The sequence below is a fragment of the Bacillus cereus group sp. BfR-BA-01382 genome (assembly GCF_022663475.1).
In the GTDB taxonomy this organism is placed as follows: Bacteria; Bacillota; Bacilli; order Bacillales; family Bacillaceae_G; genus Bacillus_A; species Bacillus_A thuringiensis_S.
In genome coordinates, this window is sequence record NZ_JAKUFQ010000127.1 from 1 (window position 1) to 14,142 (window position 14,142).

Below are 14,142 nucleotides of genomic sequence, written 5' to 3' on the forward strand. Positions count from 1 at the left end.
GTCACAAAAACAGAAACCTATAAAGCCTATGTAAAAGAAGGTATGCTGTTTAAACTCGATAAGATTAACAATGTAGAGGCTGTAAAATAATGAATTGAGAGATGAGGATAATGGTGGATATATTACTAAATATAAGTAGGGAAAAATTATTAGTTATACAGTTGGTAGTATGTATTTCATTTGTACTTTCAAGCATTTTGTATGTAATTAAACCAAATAGGTCCACTTTAATTTTAGTTACTGTTGTAGGGATTATGGCAGTTTTGACAATTATTGCAGACCCAAACTTTTCTAAGCTCTTTAACTAAAGAATATAGAAACATATATCTTATATATGTGAAGGAAGGATAACGATGGTGTTCGTTTTAAAAAAGAACCTTCGTGGATTTTGATAGGATAATGAATCGTATAAAAGGTTTGAATAATAAAGTTTGAATATTCTGTGTAAAGGATTTAAAAAATGATAACGTCAATACAACACATGGATGAAAGAGATATTTACTTGTTTATCGCATTTCTGTTTTTAACATGTTTCTTTCAAATGGCTGAAATAGAAACAAAGAAACTATATTGGACTCTATTGTGTTTTATCTCAGCATCAGGCTTGATATTTCAGACTTTAAAGGCTTTACATAGTGCCTATGAAGTAGCTGATGAAAACAAAGTAGCGGTAAAACGATTAGATAAACAACAATCATTATCTAATATTAGACAACTTGTAGCAAAGAAATTAAATGTAAAGAAAGAACAAGTGGTGTTAGAAAAGGGAACACAAATAGAATATATAGCAAAAACAGAAAAAGGAAACTACCTTATTGAACTATCAAGAAATAACAATAAAATAGAGGCGATTGTAAAAATGAAAGGGTGAATAAATATGAAATGGAAAGATGTTTTGGGCATATTTGCATGTATGCTGTTTTTAAGTGCTATTGGCTTATTTGGATTTGACTATCTTGAGGGAATGCAAGAGCTTAAAGAAAATAGATATAAAGCTATTTCAAAAGAATTGAAGAAGCCAGAATCTAAAATAGAAATTAAAGAAGAAAAAAATAGAGAAGGAAAAGATTATTATGAGGCAATTACACAGGACGGGGTATACGCAATTCTATTTAAAAAAGATACTGATTCAATTGTAGCCATTCATAAAAGAGAGAAAACAAACAGAGACTTATAAATAAAGGGTGGCTACGGTGAATTATTTATTCTGGCTATCTGAAATACCAATGCTACTTATAAGTGCATTTTGTATATATGAAGGAATGAAAAGTGAGGATTATACGTTTAAAGAGGAAGCTTATAATCTTGCTATTGGATTTATAAGCTTTCCGATTGTTGTATGGGTTTTGTATAATACTTGGCATTAGGAAGGGGAAGAAATGATGATATATATTGTTTTAATCATTAGTTTTGTATTTGGATTGTTATTAATGCATATCGCAGATAAAAAAAATAATGATGTTATAGGTATAACATCAGTAGTTATATTATTTCTTTCTGCATTAATAATTATTGTATTGGGCATATCTGACGTACTTAGTAATGCTAAAGCACCACATGAAAAGCTTAATAGTGATAGAGAAAATAGTATATCAAAGGAATTAAATATTCCTAAAGAACAGATAAGATTTGAATCCGAGTATAGGGATTCTATGAATGCTATTTCATTAAAAGGTGATTATTATGTTCAATTCAAACAAAAAACTGCAACCATTGTAAAAATAGAAGAACTAAAGAACAAGTCAGAAAAAGAGTGAGTACGTATGTATGTATATACTTATAGCAGGTATCATAATATTTATATGCGGTTTCGTTAGTTGGCTTATATTGGTATTAAATAAAAGTGGTCATGAATATAAAGGACATCTATTTATGTCACTTGGAGTAATCCTGATTGTAATAGGTTCATATTCTTATATGATGCAGACAAGACAGGATACGATTCAAGAAGAAAGATTAAAGAATGTAGCAGAAGAACTTAATCTTTCTAAAAATGAAATTAATATTGTTTATGAAACGAATAATATAGGTCGTGTATCATTTGGAAAAGGTAATTATGTAGTGCATTTCATAGGAGAGTCTTCTGTTATTTTAAGGTTAAAATCAGAAGTGAATCTTGATAATTATTGTTGGCTTTAAGGAGGATATTAGAATGATTTTAATACCAATAGAGGAATATTTACATACTGTAACAATCCATATCTTTGACTTTTATGATTTTCCTTTATTTTTTATTACTAAGTCAAAAGAGGATAAGTATTATCTACACTATTTTGTAGAGGACGTAAATAAAGAAACAGATAAATGGTTATTTGCTGAGATTTCAAATGATGAAAGACTTCAATTAGTGGAACGAAAATTTTCGACCTTAACGTTGTTAAAAAACTTGCTACGTAATCAACGGTTATATTATCTGTTTGCTAATCATGTTAAAGAGAAGCTGAATCTTGAACAAATCAATCAAGACAGTTTGAACCCTGATGATTTTCCAGAGAATGAATATTTTGTGGAGTATGATTATATCTCAAACAAAAAATTAGGATAGACTCTTATAAAAAGAATAGGTATGAAATAGAATAGTAAATCTTAATTAAATTAAAAAAGAAAGAGGCGATAGATATATGGTTGTAAAACTATTAATTAATCAGCAAGAAACGATGGAACAAATCCAAAAATATAGTGATACCTACGGAATTGATGTTGAGTTTGCAAGAAAGGGACTTTTACTTTTTTATAAAACAGCATTATACATGATAGACAATGGGGACAGAAAAGGAAAAGATTATATTGTTGTAAGAGCGACTGATATTGCATTTGATGAAAGAGAAAGAGAGATTGTATTTAAGGTCCGATTCGGTAGTGGCTTATTCCCTTGGTACTACGGCTATGTTTCAGTGAATTACCGAAGTGAAAAAATGTTTACACAAGTGGGAAATGAGGAGAAAAAGCTTGTGGATGCAGAGAGTTTAGATACTCATGAATTAAAAGAGTTTGAAAATAATTTAAATATTTTAGAATTGCAATCATAGTTTACAATAATTATATTATGGATACTAAAAAACAGGAGAGAGTTCACTCTTCTGTTTTTTATTTACTATAGTCAATGATAATGTTATGATGAATGAGGACAGGGGCTGATAATGTGTTGACGTTTTTTCATTTTCAAGATTGTTATAAAGTCATTCTTGTTTTCGCGTTAAGTTCCATTGGCTTTTTCATTTTATTTATTACAATTCTATCGAAAGAGTGGGAATATGAAAAAATTACAAATAAAAGAATGCCTTCAGAGTTTTTCTATGTTTCGTTTTTATGTGGGGCACTTGTTTCCTTACTGGCAGTATTCTTGATAGATTTCAATAACATGCAGAAAGAGAAAGAGAACTCCGTAAAAATAGAATATCAATCAGTAGCAAAAGCTTTAGATGTTAATGAAAACGATATTGTTTTTCATGATTTTGAAGATAGTGAGGGGGAAGTTCAAAAAAATCAAAAAGGCTACATCATAAAGAAATTAGATAAACAATATGTTGTTATTTTTGATAGTGATATAAAAATAACAAAGATTATAAGGCTTACTGAATTATATAAAATTACTGAAACAGAAAAGGAGTGAAGAAAGTGACTTTTTATATTTTGATTAAGTTTACTGTTATTGGTTTTTTAGTATTAACCATGTTATTTATGCTGGGAGTCCTCTTTTTTGGGGATAAATCAGATATCATATACCAACTTCCAATGATTACAATTGTATGCTTTATTGTTAGTTCTTTTATTTTCTTTCCGCTACAAGCAAACTATCAGAAGAAAGCCGTTGTGGATAGTTTACATTTAAAAAATGAAAATGAAATAGAGTCAATGAATTCGATAGGTCGTCATGACAAGTCATTCTATGAAGTGAAGATAAAAGATGGTTTTTATCATGTAACTTTTGAAAGTGGAGCCTTAGTACCAACTGTTAGTAAGGTAGAAAAGGTAAATGGAGAAAAGTAGAATCATTCAAATTACATATAAGTATTATTGAGACTAACAAGGGGATAGAAGGATGTTAAATTTAAATTTATATTTTTTATTAAAAATTTTAACTTTGGTATTTTTTATACTGGTATTTGTGTTTATGTATAGAGTTCTTTTTGTTGAAAACTCATGGTCATTGATATTGGTAGTTATTAGTGCTCTATGTTTTGCACTATCAGGAGGAGCTTTAATGAATGAAATAACAAAGCAGGAAAGGAAAGCTGTTGCAGATAGCTTGCATTTGAAAAATGCAGATGAAATAGAGTCTATAGAACCTATTGGTCGTAATAAAGCATTTTATGAAGTAAAGACAAAAGAAGGCTCCTATCATGTAACTTTCAAAGAAGGAGCCATTATCAAAGTAGAAAAGTTAGAGATTAAAGAGTTGAGCCATTAATAGTATAAATAAAAAGAGGATGCATATGCATCCTCTTTTTGGTGATTCTTTAAGTATAACAGCCTTTAATAGTTTCGCATATGTATACAAAAAAGTCAATAAGGTTAAATATTTTTATAGTCGATTACTTTCTAAAAACAGAATGAAGTGAAAAGAACCATAAAGTAATATTGAAATAGCTATTCTTATTAATAGATTTAATATGAATTTTAATCTAAAGGTCTATTCCTCCTCTGTTTTTTAATTAGTAAGTAGACGTACAAAAGCGATGATTAAAATGGACAATCCTGCACCGCTTATAATACCTGTTAGGAACCGCAAGACGTGATTACTGGTTCTCCATTTCTTTAATTGTGTGTATCCATCAACTACCATGGGGATTTGTAGCAGAAAACCTATATAGAAAGGTACAGAGTACATAAAGAATAGAGGGATTAGTAAATGTCCTAAGAGTATGGCAAAACATCGTGTGCATATAGGCATTTGTTTTCCTCTTATATGTAAACATCTTTCTTTTCTTCGATGACATGGTATTAATAAGCAAGCCTTATACAAAAACATTGTAGGTTTCATCATGTTAAAAGCACCTTTCTTTTCGTTATAAACTACAGCAATCTGCGTTCATGCATTCTACACCATCACAATCAATTTCTAAAATCTGCATTTTACCACATTCAATATCCACGCAATCAAATCCATTTTTTTGATTCATGTCACAAGCTAAACAATCCAGACTATCAATACAAACTCCCATAGTTGAATCCGCATTATTTTTCATAAGTTGTCTTCTATAGTAGTAAAGTATGCTGAGTAAAAGAGATATCCCGCCAATCACTCCATAAATGATTCCAGATTTCATATTGTTATTATGAATTGCAATCCCTGAGGCGATAAGCAATCCTATATTAAGAGCATTCCAAAGAAAAAACATTTAACCTCATCTCCTTCCCTTAAGTTTTTATTTATTAACTATATTATATATTATTATTTTTATATTGACTATAGTTGATATATGTGGTTTTATATAAGTAGAGCTTAAATCTTAATACATATTGGAGGAATTGATTATGGCAATTCAATTGCAAAAAGGACAAAAAGTAGACCTTACAAAAGGTAGAGAGAACCTGAAAAATGTAATGATTGGTTTAGGTTGGGATGTTAATGAATTTGATGGTGGTCATGATTTTGACTTAGATGCATCTGCGTTTCTATTAAATTCAGCAGGTAAATGTGCAAAAGACTTAGATTTTATTTTCTATAACAATCTAAAATCAACTTGTGGTTCTGTTGTTCATTCAGGTGACAACCTAACAGGTGGGGGAGACGGTGATGACGAGCAATTAGTTGTTCATTTAGACAAAGTACCTTCTAATGTTGAGGAAATTGCATTTACTGTAACAATCTACGATGCATTAAACCGTAATCAAAACTTTGGACAAGTAAAAAATGCATTTGTTCGTTTAGTGAATCAAGATACAGGAGAGGAAATCTTCCGCTTTGATTTAGGTGAAGACTTCTCAATTGAAACGGCTGTTGTGTTCTGTAAATTATACCGTCATAACGGTGAGTGGAAATTCAATGCTGTTGGAGCAGGTTTCCAAGGTGGCTTGGCCGCACTTGTAAAAGCATATGGTTTAGATGCTTAATAACTAAATTAAAAAAAGAGGGAGATTTTGCTTCCTCTTTTTTTTATAGAATAAAATCTTACTTTAAATAGAAGGGGTGATGGAAATGGGAGCATTTTGTGGAGGAGCAGTCATTGTAAATCAAACGGATAGAGTTGTAGTTTCAGGGAGTTCTGTTATTCCTTTTCATGAAGAAATGAATGGACAAAACATAACAACGATAAATGGTAAGTGTTATATAGATGGATTTGAATTAGTGAATGGAAAATGGAAGAAGACATTTAAAGCATGGTGGCATAAAACATTTTAAAGGAAGAAGGGCATAGGATGAAGTATCACACGAATTACATAAGAGAGTCTGTGGTGAAAGGTAAAGTGGTTAGACGTTCGTTCTGGACAGTTTTAGAGGGGAATACACCACAGGAAGCAGTGAAACAAATCCCGAAAGAATATCAAGCAAAAGAGATTTTTATGATGCTTATGAAAGAATAAATAATTTATATGTGTATATAGAAGAGAGGTTAACAATGAATAAGTATGTAGTTATTTTTTACAACCGATTTGTAAATGAAATTCAAACTTACAAAGCAACCGCAGATAATGAGAGCGATGCAAAAGAAAAATTCTACGAAAGGTATCCCTCAAGTGCTTATGGTGATGACTGTATTGAAACGATAGAAACCTTAAATGATGATGATAAAAAATTAGAGCTAAATAATGATGAATTACAACGAATTTTAGAAAAGTGGTATTTTGCTTGGAATATGGAAGGGAACGGTAGCAAAGAAGATACGGTATTATCAAATAAGATTAGAGAGCATTTGAAAAAGGAGGGAGTTCTACAGACTTCCCCAAAAATAATTAAACGAAGATGAAGATATGCTAACAGTTGCAACGGGTTTGGTATTTTGTATTCTACTTGGTATAGCCTTTCATGCTGACTGTGAATTAGGAAGATTAAGAGATGATATCAATCAATTAACCCAAGATAAGAAAATGCAGGTAAAAAAATATGAATACATTAAGAAATATAAAACTGACTGAAATTGAGGGAATTCTAAGTAAAAATCCTTTTTATAAAAAATCAAATACAAAGCTGGCAAGTTTGAAAGTAATGAATAGAAATCAACAAATCTCTTTAAGTTCCATAAAATTAAGGAATGTGGAGTTGCTAAGAGAATAATGGTTAAAATGGTTGTTTTATTCCATTTAGAAATTTATTGCTTTTTATCGGTACTGAACTTGTAAAAGGAGATAAAGAAAATGAGGGTACAAGAGAAACCAAATAAGGTAGAAGATGATAAATTAATTATTGAAGTACTAAAGGAAGTAAAAGAATTATATACAATTGTATTAAAGAAAAAGATTTCTGATATTGAAGTCTTCATCTTGAAATACATATCATTACTTTGCAAGTCTAAGCCTGAACTGTTAGAGCTTAAAGAAGTATGCGATAGCTTAGTAGAACGGTATCCAGAAGGATGTGTGTATATAGATGAGTCATTATTTGATAAAGCAAAGGAATCTCTGAAACCTAAGTTTAGGAGCTTTTTCCCTTCAGGATGTTTTGAAGCCGAAATGGTTGTGTTTTATATATATAATGCATACATTAAGGATGCATTTGATGAAATTAGGGATTTAGATATAAAAAGGGTAGATAGATTTATACTTGATAAATTAGAGAGACATATTAAGAATACATTAGTGGATGACCCGAATTTTAAGGGGGATAATCCTTACTACAAAAGACATTATCGTGAATTAGATAGGTCTAAAAAAATATCTTTAAAATGTTTAGACTCAGATTTTGATGCTTATATTGAATACTTCTCTGAAGAAGAACAGTAAGACTACTTTTTGTAGTCTTTTTTTGTTGTCAGTAAATAGGAAGTTATGAAGATAACTTAGTTATATTGTTGGTTTTTATATTGACTATAGTTAATGAATTTAGTATGATTTTTATAGAAAGGAGGATGTTTATATGGATGATTATTTTGAATTATTTATTGCATTCATTTTTAGCATATTAGGTATATCTTTGCTTTATCTGCTCTTAGGTGGATTCATCGGGTCAATTGAACACAAACAAAAAATGTATGAATCGGAGATTAGAGAAGAGATTGCAAAAGAAGTTCATGTTTCTGAATCGAAAATTATTCTAAAGAATAAAGAACCAAATATTTATCAAGCGGATACGGAAAAAGGAGTATACTCTATTGAAATAAATGATAAAGATAGTGAAAAGCCAAAGATTGAAAGAATCGTAGAAATAAAAATTGCCACGAAAGAAGCAGATGATAGTAAATAAAAAATATTTTAAGGAGGAAATAAAATGGATGGAACGCAATTGTTTTATGCATTTTTAGCAACCTTATTAGGCTCTATAATCGGAACAATTATATGCGTTATAACAACACCAAAAGGAGAGAAATATGATTGGGAAATTGCTAAAGGGTGTCTTTATGGATTTTTAATATGGTGGGGAATCATGTGGATAACGTATATTTTTATAACATATTTTTTAAAATGATGAAATTGTTTAAAAGTAAAGGTTAAAATCCTATTTCACTGCTACTCAATTTCTGTTTGATATCAAAATGGAAGTGGGAGTAGATGTTCAAAATGGTGAGCTAATGACTTTTCTTTGCACTAACATGTTTCATAAGAAATATTTTAAAAATAAATGAATTTTAATGGAGAGGAATTGTGGTAAATGAGTAAGAAAGAAGCTTGGGAAGTTGTAATCGCTGTAGTCATATTTATTTCTGTTCTATGCGTACTATATTTTACAGCGACTTCGTTATACGAAAAGGATAATAAATACATAAAAAACAAAAACATTGCTATACTGGCTATTGTTGCTGATGAGTTGGATATACCTCAAAGAGAAGTCGTAATAAAAAAAGATATTAATGAAAATGAAGACAGAGAAGAGTTAGAGTTAGGATTATATACAGCAACAACTTCAAAAGGTATATATAAATTTAAAATAAAAGAAACAATTGAAGCTGGTAAGCTGTTAAAAGGGGAATCTAAACCAGTTATAGAAAATATAGCTCAAGTAAAAATGAGTTCTACAGATAAGTAAATCAATTAATTCAAATAAATTAATTAAAATTAAGTGGGTCTATTAGAAAAAAATTGTAGTTAGTCGGTGTTTTCTATGAGCACATCAAAAGATGATTTTTAATTAAAAATGGACATAAAAAAATGACAAGTCTATTATCACGAAAATGAATCGTTTGAACATCTTACAAAAGGAGTAATTATGGTGGTTAAATTGGATAAAGAAGAAAATGAAAAACAAAAGAATATAAGGTTCACTTATGATTTTATGGATAGTGAATGGATTCCTCCAGTTGTGCTATTCATCCTTGTTGTATTATTTGTATTTTGTGGATTTTGGGCATTAAAGGTTCAAGGAGAAAGGCTATTTCAAATAGTAGAGGATACTGATGGTGACATAGAAAGAACTAAAGTAATTGCTAAAGAAATTGGTGTGAATGAGAAAGAGATTGTATTAGAGCAGGGAAATTCATATGATGTTTATACAGCAACTACGTCTAAAGGAACTTACAAAGTAAAAATCAAATATGAAAAAGATAAACCAGTAATTAAGAACATGTCAGAAGTAAATTTATATTTGAAAGAGAATAAGGATGAATCATGAAAAGAAGAAAGGTGGAAATCCTTTCTTTTTTTGTTTATGATAGAACTAATTATGAGTTTGAAAGGATGGCTATTCATTGGACGTAGTGGGAGTATTTAAAAAACGATTAAGATTAGCAAGAAAATGGAGTGGACTCACTCAAGAGGAACTTGCGATAAAAGTGAATACGAAAAAAACTACCATATCTAATTATGAAACAGGCTATAGTACGCCCTCTATAGAAATGTTAGATTTATTATGCGATGTATTGAATGTGTCATCGGATTTTCTTTTGGGAAGAACGGATGAACCTTCATTATCTTCTTCGCAGGTTAATCATATAAATCAGGAATTGCTAACGAAAATAGATACTGCAATAGAAATATTGAAAGAAAGTAAAGAGTGTATCCCAGGCATCTTACCCAAAGAGTAAGATGTTTTTTATTTTGGTTATGAAAGTAAACCTCTCGTTCTAAGATATAAAGAATTTATAAAACAGGTATTTGAAAAATTCTTTTGAAAGGAACGAGTTCATATGAAAAATCAAAATTTCTTATCGTTATTAGGAGCAAAAAATAAAAAGGTATTTGTAATGCCAGAAGGATATGACAAAATCATAGTCTCCGCTACTCAAATGGAGAAAATCGAGAAATGGTACGAGGCAAATTATAATATTGAAAATGGTGGTTTCCCATTAGAAAAAGGCGTAATTGAACTGGAAGTGAAAATGAATCGATTATCGCAGGGAACTTATCTTCAGTTTGAATTACATGAAAAAGATACTCATGTTACTCTTTATGATGCATATGGTGATATAATCATAGAATTTCACTCTTATATATATAAAGGGAAAATCAGAAATAAAATTGTAAATACTTATGATTTAAAGAAATATAAGTTAGAAAAAGAGTTTGCGTTAGCGAAAGACAAGCTAATGCTATATTCCTTAAATATCTTTATGCAAGTAAGTTACTTTATGATGAATTTTATGGAAGATAAAGAAGTTGTTCATATGAAAGAAAGTAATTATAGTAATACAGAAACAAAGGATACAACACAGGTCGGAAAAAACAGTAGAAAAATAGGTAGAAAAACCTATAGATTTAGCATCCGTGAAGAACTTCCTAAAAGAGAATACCATGCAAAGACAATGGCCTGGACAAGAAGAGGTCATTGGAGATATTTGAAAGATGGTAGGAAGGTCTTTGTAAAGCAGACGGTTGTAAGGAGAAAGCCAGATGCACAAGTAGAAGCGGGAGAATATAAATTATAATTAAGTATATAATCTGATTTAGACCTCTTTATAGAAAGAGGTCTTTTTTCGTGAATAATAAAGTATTTTCTTATATTTAATTCATCGCAAAAGTATAATACTTAGGATATAAAAATTAGGTATTTAATTGAATTTATTTTAAAAGGAGCGATTCAAATGAATTTTGAATTTAAAGCATTTCGCAAAGTGATGGAAAAGATTATTGTAAAACATGGAAGAACATCGGTTGAAGAATTCTTTAAGAAAGACGAAGTTTCTATACGTATTGAACAAGATAGTTTCTTGCCATTTGTTGTTGAAAAAGCAGGTGATATGTTATTCATTGGTTTTTATAGAAAACAAAATGGAGACCTTATCTCTGACCCTGTATTTGTATTCCAAGTGAAAAACGATATATGGTATCCAATTCGATTAGAACAAGCAATGGGTGATACTATGTTTGGAATGTTTGATGAAGATGGAAGTTACTTGTATAAGCGACATACAACGAAGAGTGTAAAGTCGTTTGCAACGGACTGCTCAAAAGAATGGAAGATTTATTTCATAGATGAAGATTGATAAGAAATATCAAATAAGCAGAGTTGATACAGTACAAAAGGAGAGAATAATGATGGTTGATGAAGATTTAAGATGCGAAAAATGTGAGCATTTTTTCACATATAAGGAAATTGAAGAATGTAAAACTATTTATTGTGAAAAATTAGGGATTTTAGTTTGTGAAGATTGTGATAAACAAATGAAAATGAATGATACAGAAAAGAAGGAGCAACCTATTATGAAAAAGTTCGATAATTTAGCAACAACTTTAGTTTCAAAATTTCATGGCAACAAAGTAGAGGAAGTTGTTCTGGAAAATCAAAATATGAATGAATTGGAATTGGTGAGTTTAGTCAGTGAAATCGTTCAGAAAGAAATGGAAGAAACATTACTACCTGTAGGTGAAGGATATGCTTCAGAGATAATGATTGATAGCTTTAAAGATATAGACTATAGGGCTCTTATTGCGTATTACAAAGAATCATAATTATAAAATTAACCAAGCAAATAATTTCGCTTGGTTTTTTTATATTTTCCCTATGAAAATCTATAATAAATGGATTATAACAAAACAGGTATTTACAGAAATCAATTATTAAGGAGTGTTTTGTATGTGTAAAAAGGTAATTCGAGTAAGTGGTGGATTATATGTTAAGAAAATGAGAAAGGGTTCATCATTTGGACGAGCAGTGTTATTTACATTAGATTTACAGGAAGCGAAACATATAGAAGATAGAGATATGGAAGACTTAATTCCCTATTTGAATAAACATGTTGGGGAAAATAAATTTAAGTTTGAGTCAATTCAAGTACGATTAGCAGAACAGCCAGTGTTCAAATCATCTATCGTATATATTGAATTGAAATCTGGTGAAGTCATAGAAAACAAGGATTCTGAAGGGTTTAATTTGGCAACTGTTTCAGAAATTAAACAGCAATTACAATCAACACGAACATATTATTGCTGTGTGGATGAAGTTAATACAGTAACGATTCAGTCATTGGATGTAAAAAGAATATGGAGTGAACGAGAGAGTGCGTAGTTGTGCTCTCTTTTTATTGATTGTAGTAAGTATGAAGGGAAATGGATGATTCCCTGAATTAAGTAGAAACTGCTCAAGCTCTTCTGTGATTATTATTTGTCGTTATAAATACTATAATCCGATATAACAAGTGGATAGAGGAACGAGATACCTGGCTAAAAAATCTCATTGAGGTGTAGGAGGCCTGGCAAAATAATTCCTGAGAGGTGTGAAGGACCTGGCTTAAAAACTTCTCCACTTGTATTTGTCTAAGCAAGATTTATTTAGAGGAACAGGAAGAAGGTGTTTATATGAAGACTAAAATATTCACAGCATTAACAGATAGTGGATTAGAGAAAAAATTAAACCAATTCTTAGCGAATCCATCTATAAAATTCGTTACTGCCAGTTATTCATGGGGTTGTTCAGTCTTGGTTGTATATGAAGATTTGTCCGAAGAGACCAAATAGGTCTCTTTTATTTTTCTGTTGACTATAGTCGATACTAATAGTATTATGAAAATAAGTTATTAACTATAGTCAATGAAAAGGATGGTGAATATAGATGAAATACATTATCAAAACAAGAGCAGAGCGGTTGAATTTCAAAAAAACAGAGCTTTTCTCTCAAATAAATAAACTTAGCGTATCTTTAGGATTGAATTCTACTTGGGCAGTAGGACATCTTATAAAACTTTGTAAAAAAAGCAAAGCGAGAAACTTTTACGAGTGGGAATCCTATTACTTTGCAAGTGGTAAGAAAAGAAACGGTTTAATTAAACGAATGACACCTGAAAAACAAGATGTGGTAAGAAAATATTCTATTCATGAAAAAGAAGCAGAGAACATCAAGAGTGTACTCTCTTACAAAGAACGAAATGTGAATTTCGAGTATGGTCGAAAATTAGAAGATATTTTTGAGATGGGTGAATTTCTGTATGATGAAGCAACAAAACGTGGGAAGAAATTTGTCTCTATAAATGATTATGTGAATTTCATTTATATTTCCGTCATTGATGTTCCCTGGATGGGATTTGCTCGTGAAATCAATGCCATTTCAACCTTGCATGAAAGATTCAAATGGTTGAGATTTCAAAGGGCAAAAGATAGTGAAGATATGGAATTCGCTATTGATTATAAAATTTTTAGAGCGGATAAATTATTGGGAGCCATTCAAATTAAATCCGAAAAAGAATTGAAGCATGGTCGAAAAGGGAAAAAATGTCCTTCTCCAAATGTAAAAAGAGCAAAAGAAAAAAGCAAAGTCTATTCAGATAAAAAGAATGTTCCTGTTCTGTTTGTATATGCAGAAGAACATGGGAAAATTGTAAACAAAAGCGTGATACAACAAATATATAATTTATGTGCCTAAATAGCGGAGTACAACATGTGCTCTGCTTTTTATTGGGCTGAATATTTTAGTGTCGGAGTGCTTATAGTAGAAGTTGGGACAGATATAAGGTGTTAATTTGTATTAACTGAAAGTGAGTGAGGCAATATGATTAAAATATATGACAATATACCAAAGAATTCATTATATGTGTTTTTAGAGAGAGCAAAAGAGTTATTGAATGTATCTTCTTTCCATTTAATTTTTCTTCCGTATAGATACACAAATTCGCAGGT

The 14,142-nt window shown here is 30.3% G+C and carries 29 protein-coding genes; 27 read left to right on the forward strand and 2 right to left on the reverse strand.

Annotated features, from left to right (window positions below):
• Positions 1-460 precede the first annotated feature (460 nt).
• The 10 genes from MR160_RS29740 (at position 461) to MR160_RS29785 (ending at position 4,411) form a co-directional block, all read left to right on the forward strand.
• Positions 461-871 (forward strand): hypothetical protein, encoded by a 411-nt coding sequence (locus MR160_RS29740; RefSeq protein ID WP_242298892.1) that lies wholly within the window; start codon positions 461-463, stop codon positions 869-871.
• A gap of 6 nt (positions 872-877) precedes the next feature.
• Positions 878-1,177: a hypothetical protein gene (locus MR160_RS29745; protein WP_242298893.1), complete on the forward strand. Its 300-nt coding sequence runs from the start codon at positions 878-880 to the stop codon at positions 1,175-1,177.
• A gap of 16 nt (positions 1,178-1,193) precedes the next feature.
• The gene (locus MR160_RS29750) at positions 1,194-1,367 is read left to right on the forward strand and encodes a hypothetical protein (RefSeq protein WP_242298894.1); all 174 of its coding nucleotides are present in this window, start codon (positions 1,194-1,196) and stop codon (positions 1,365-1,367) included.
• A 15-nt stretch (positions 1,368-1,382) separates the two neighbouring features.
• On the forward strand, positions 1,383-1,757 hold the full coding sequence (locus tag MR160_RS29755) for a hypothetical protein (RefSeq protein ID WP_242298895.1): 375 nt from the start codon (positions 1,383-1,385) through the stop codon (positions 1,755-1,757).
• Between the two features lie 115 nt (positions 1,758-1,872).
• The gene (locus MR160_RS29760) at positions 1,873-2,139 is read left to right on the forward strand and encodes a hypothetical protein (protein WP_242298896.1); all 267 of its coding nucleotides are present in this window, start codon (positions 1,873-1,875) and stop codon (positions 2,137-2,139) included.
• 13 nt (positions 2,140-2,152) lie between these two features.
• Positions 2,153-2,545 carry a DUF6575 domain-containing protein gene (locus MR160_RS29765; protein WP_242298897.1) on the forward strand — a complete coding sequence of 131 codons (393 nt, stop codon included), beginning with the start codon at positions 2,153-2,155 and terminating at the stop codon, positions 2,543-2,545.
• Positions 2,546-2,621: 76 nt separating this feature from the next.
• Positions 2,622-3,029 (forward strand): hypothetical protein, encoded by a 408-nt coding sequence (locus MR160_RS29770; RefSeq protein WP_242298898.1) that lies wholly within the window; start codon positions 2,622-2,624, stop codon positions 3,027-3,029.
• Positions 3,030-3,142: 113 nt separating this feature from the next.
• The gene (locus tag MR160_RS29775) at positions 3,143-3,613 is read left to right on the forward strand and encodes a hypothetical protein (RefSeq protein WP_242298899.1); all 471 of its coding nucleotides are present in this window, start codon (positions 3,143-3,145) and stop codon (positions 3,611-3,613) included.
• Positions 3,614-3,618: 5 nt separating this feature from the next.
• Entirely contained in the window at positions 3,619-3,990 is a 372-nt protein-coding gene (locus MR160_RS29780; protein ID WP_242298900.1) for a hypothetical protein, read from the forward strand.
• A 52-nt stretch (positions 3,991-4,042) separates the two neighbouring features.
• Positions 4,043-4,411, forward strand: a complete 369-nt coding sequence (locus MR160_RS29785; protein ID WP_242298901.1) for a hypothetical protein — start codon at positions 4,043-4,045, stop codon at positions 4,409-4,411.
• 240 nt (positions 4,412-4,651) lie between these two features.
• Here the strand turns inward: MR160_RS29785 and MR160_RS29790 are convergent, their stop codons facing one another.
• Positions 4,652-4,987 (reverse strand): DUF2085 domain-containing protein, encoded by a 336-nt coding sequence (locus MR160_RS29790; protein ID WP_346670371.1) that lies wholly within the window; start codon positions 4,985-4,987, stop codon positions 4,652-4,654.
• Between the two features lie 22 nt (positions 4,988-5,009).
• Positions 5,010-5,342: a hypothetical protein gene (locus MR160_RS29795; protein ID WP_242289098.1), complete on the reverse strand. Its 333-nt coding sequence runs from the start codon at positions 5,340-5,342 to the stop codon at positions 5,010-5,012.
• Between the two features lie 136 nt (positions 5,343-5,478).
• Between MR160_RS29795 and MR160_RS29800 the strand changes: the two genes are divergently transcribed.
• The 17 genes from MR160_RS29800 to MR160_RS29880 all read left to right on the forward strand — a co-directional run bounded on the left by MR160_RS29800 (position 5,479) and on the right by MR160_RS29880 (position 13,888).
• Complete coding sequence (locus MR160_RS29800) at positions 5,479-6,057, forward strand: TerD family protein (RefSeq protein WP_242248854.1); 579 nt, start codon at positions 5,479-5,481, stop codon at positions 6,055-6,057.
• A gap of 85 nt (positions 6,058-6,142) precedes the next feature.
• Complete coding sequence (locus MR160_RS29805; protein ID WP_242298903.1) at positions 6,143-6,346, forward strand: hypothetical protein; 204 nt, start codon at positions 6,143-6,145, stop codon at positions 6,344-6,346.
• 17 nt (positions 6,347-6,363) lie between these two features.
• The gene (locus MR160_RS29810) at positions 6,364-6,528 is read left to right on the forward strand and encodes a hypothetical protein (protein ID WP_242298904.1); all 165 of its coding nucleotides are present in this window, start codon (positions 6,364-6,366) and stop codon (positions 6,526-6,528) included.
• Between the two features lie 35 nt (positions 6,529-6,563).
• Positions 6,564-6,911 (forward strand): hypothetical protein, encoded by a 348-nt coding sequence (locus MR160_RS29815; RefSeq protein WP_242298905.1) that lies wholly within the window; start codon positions 6,564-6,566, stop codon positions 6,909-6,911.
• A gap of 4 nt (positions 6,912-6,915) precedes the next feature.
• Complete coding sequence (locus tag MR160_RS29820) at positions 6,916-7,080, forward strand: hypothetical protein (protein WP_242298906.1); 165 nt, start codon at positions 6,916-6,918, stop codon at positions 7,078-7,080.
• A 219-nt stretch (positions 7,081-7,299) separates the two neighbouring features.
• A complete protein-coding gene (locus tag MR160_RS29825) occupies positions 7,300-7,884 on the forward strand; it encodes a hypothetical protein (protein WP_242298907.1) in 585 nt (194 codons plus the stop codon).
• 133 nt (positions 7,885-8,017) lie between these two features.
• Positions 8,018-8,344 carry a hypothetical protein gene (locus MR160_RS29830; protein ID WP_242298908.1) on the forward strand — a complete coding sequence of 109 codons (327 nt, stop codon included), beginning with the start codon at positions 8,018-8,020 and terminating at the stop codon, positions 8,342-8,344.
• Positions 8,345-8,368: 24 nt separating this feature from the next.
• Positions 8,369-8,566, forward strand: a complete 198-nt coding sequence (locus MR160_RS29835; protein ID WP_144536858.1) for a hypothetical protein — start codon at positions 8,369-8,371, stop codon at positions 8,564-8,566.
• 183 nt (positions 8,567-8,749) lie between these two features.
• Complete coding sequence (locus tag MR160_RS29840; protein ID WP_242298909.1) at positions 8,750-9,124, forward strand: hypothetical protein; 375 nt, start codon at positions 8,750-8,752, stop codon at positions 9,122-9,124.
• A 180-nt stretch (positions 9,125-9,304) separates the two neighbouring features.
• Positions 9,305-9,706: a hypothetical protein gene (locus MR160_RS29845; protein WP_242298910.1), complete on the forward strand. Its 402-nt coding sequence runs from the start codon at positions 9,305-9,307 to the stop codon at positions 9,704-9,706.
• 85 nt (positions 9,707-9,791) lie between these two features.
• Positions 9,792-10,118: a helix-turn-helix domain-containing protein gene (locus MR160_RS29850; protein WP_242298914.1), complete on the forward strand. Its 327-nt coding sequence runs from the start codon at positions 9,792-9,794 to the stop codon at positions 10,116-10,118.
• Positions 10,119-10,220: 102 nt separating this feature from the next.
• Positions 10,221-10,958, forward strand: a complete 738-nt coding sequence (locus tag MR160_RS29855; RefSeq protein ID WP_242298911.1) for a hypothetical protein — start codon at positions 10,221-10,223, stop codon at positions 10,956-10,958.
• 156 nt (positions 10,959-11,114) lie between these two features.
• On the forward strand, positions 11,115-11,516 hold the full coding sequence (locus tag MR160_RS29860; RefSeq protein ID WP_242298912.1) for a DUF6908 domain-containing protein: 402 nt from the start codon (positions 11,115-11,117) through the stop codon (positions 11,514-11,516).
• Between the two features lie 52 nt (positions 11,517-11,568).
• Complete coding sequence (locus tag MR160_RS29865; RefSeq protein WP_242298913.1) at positions 11,569-11,982, forward strand: hypothetical protein; 414 nt, start codon at positions 11,569-11,571, stop codon at positions 11,980-11,982.
• A gap of 124 nt (positions 11,983-12,106) precedes the next feature.
• The gene (locus tag MR160_RS29870) at positions 12,107-12,538 is read left to right on the forward strand and encodes a hypothetical protein (protein ID WP_099009454.1); all 432 of its coding nucleotides are present in this window, start codon (positions 12,107-12,109) and stop codon (positions 12,536-12,538) included.
• A 290-nt stretch (positions 12,539-12,828) separates the two neighbouring features.
• Complete coding sequence (locus MR160_RS29875) at positions 12,829-12,987, forward strand: hypothetical protein (RefSeq protein WP_015055224.1); 159 nt, start codon at positions 12,829-12,831, stop codon at positions 12,985-12,987.
• A gap of 94 nt (positions 12,988-13,081) precedes the next feature.
• A complete protein-coding gene (locus MR160_RS29880; protein WP_061662577.1) occupies positions 13,082-13,888 on the forward strand; it encodes a hypothetical protein in 807 nt (268 codons plus the stop codon).
• The last annotated feature ends 254 nt before the right edge of the window (positions 13,889-14,142 follow it).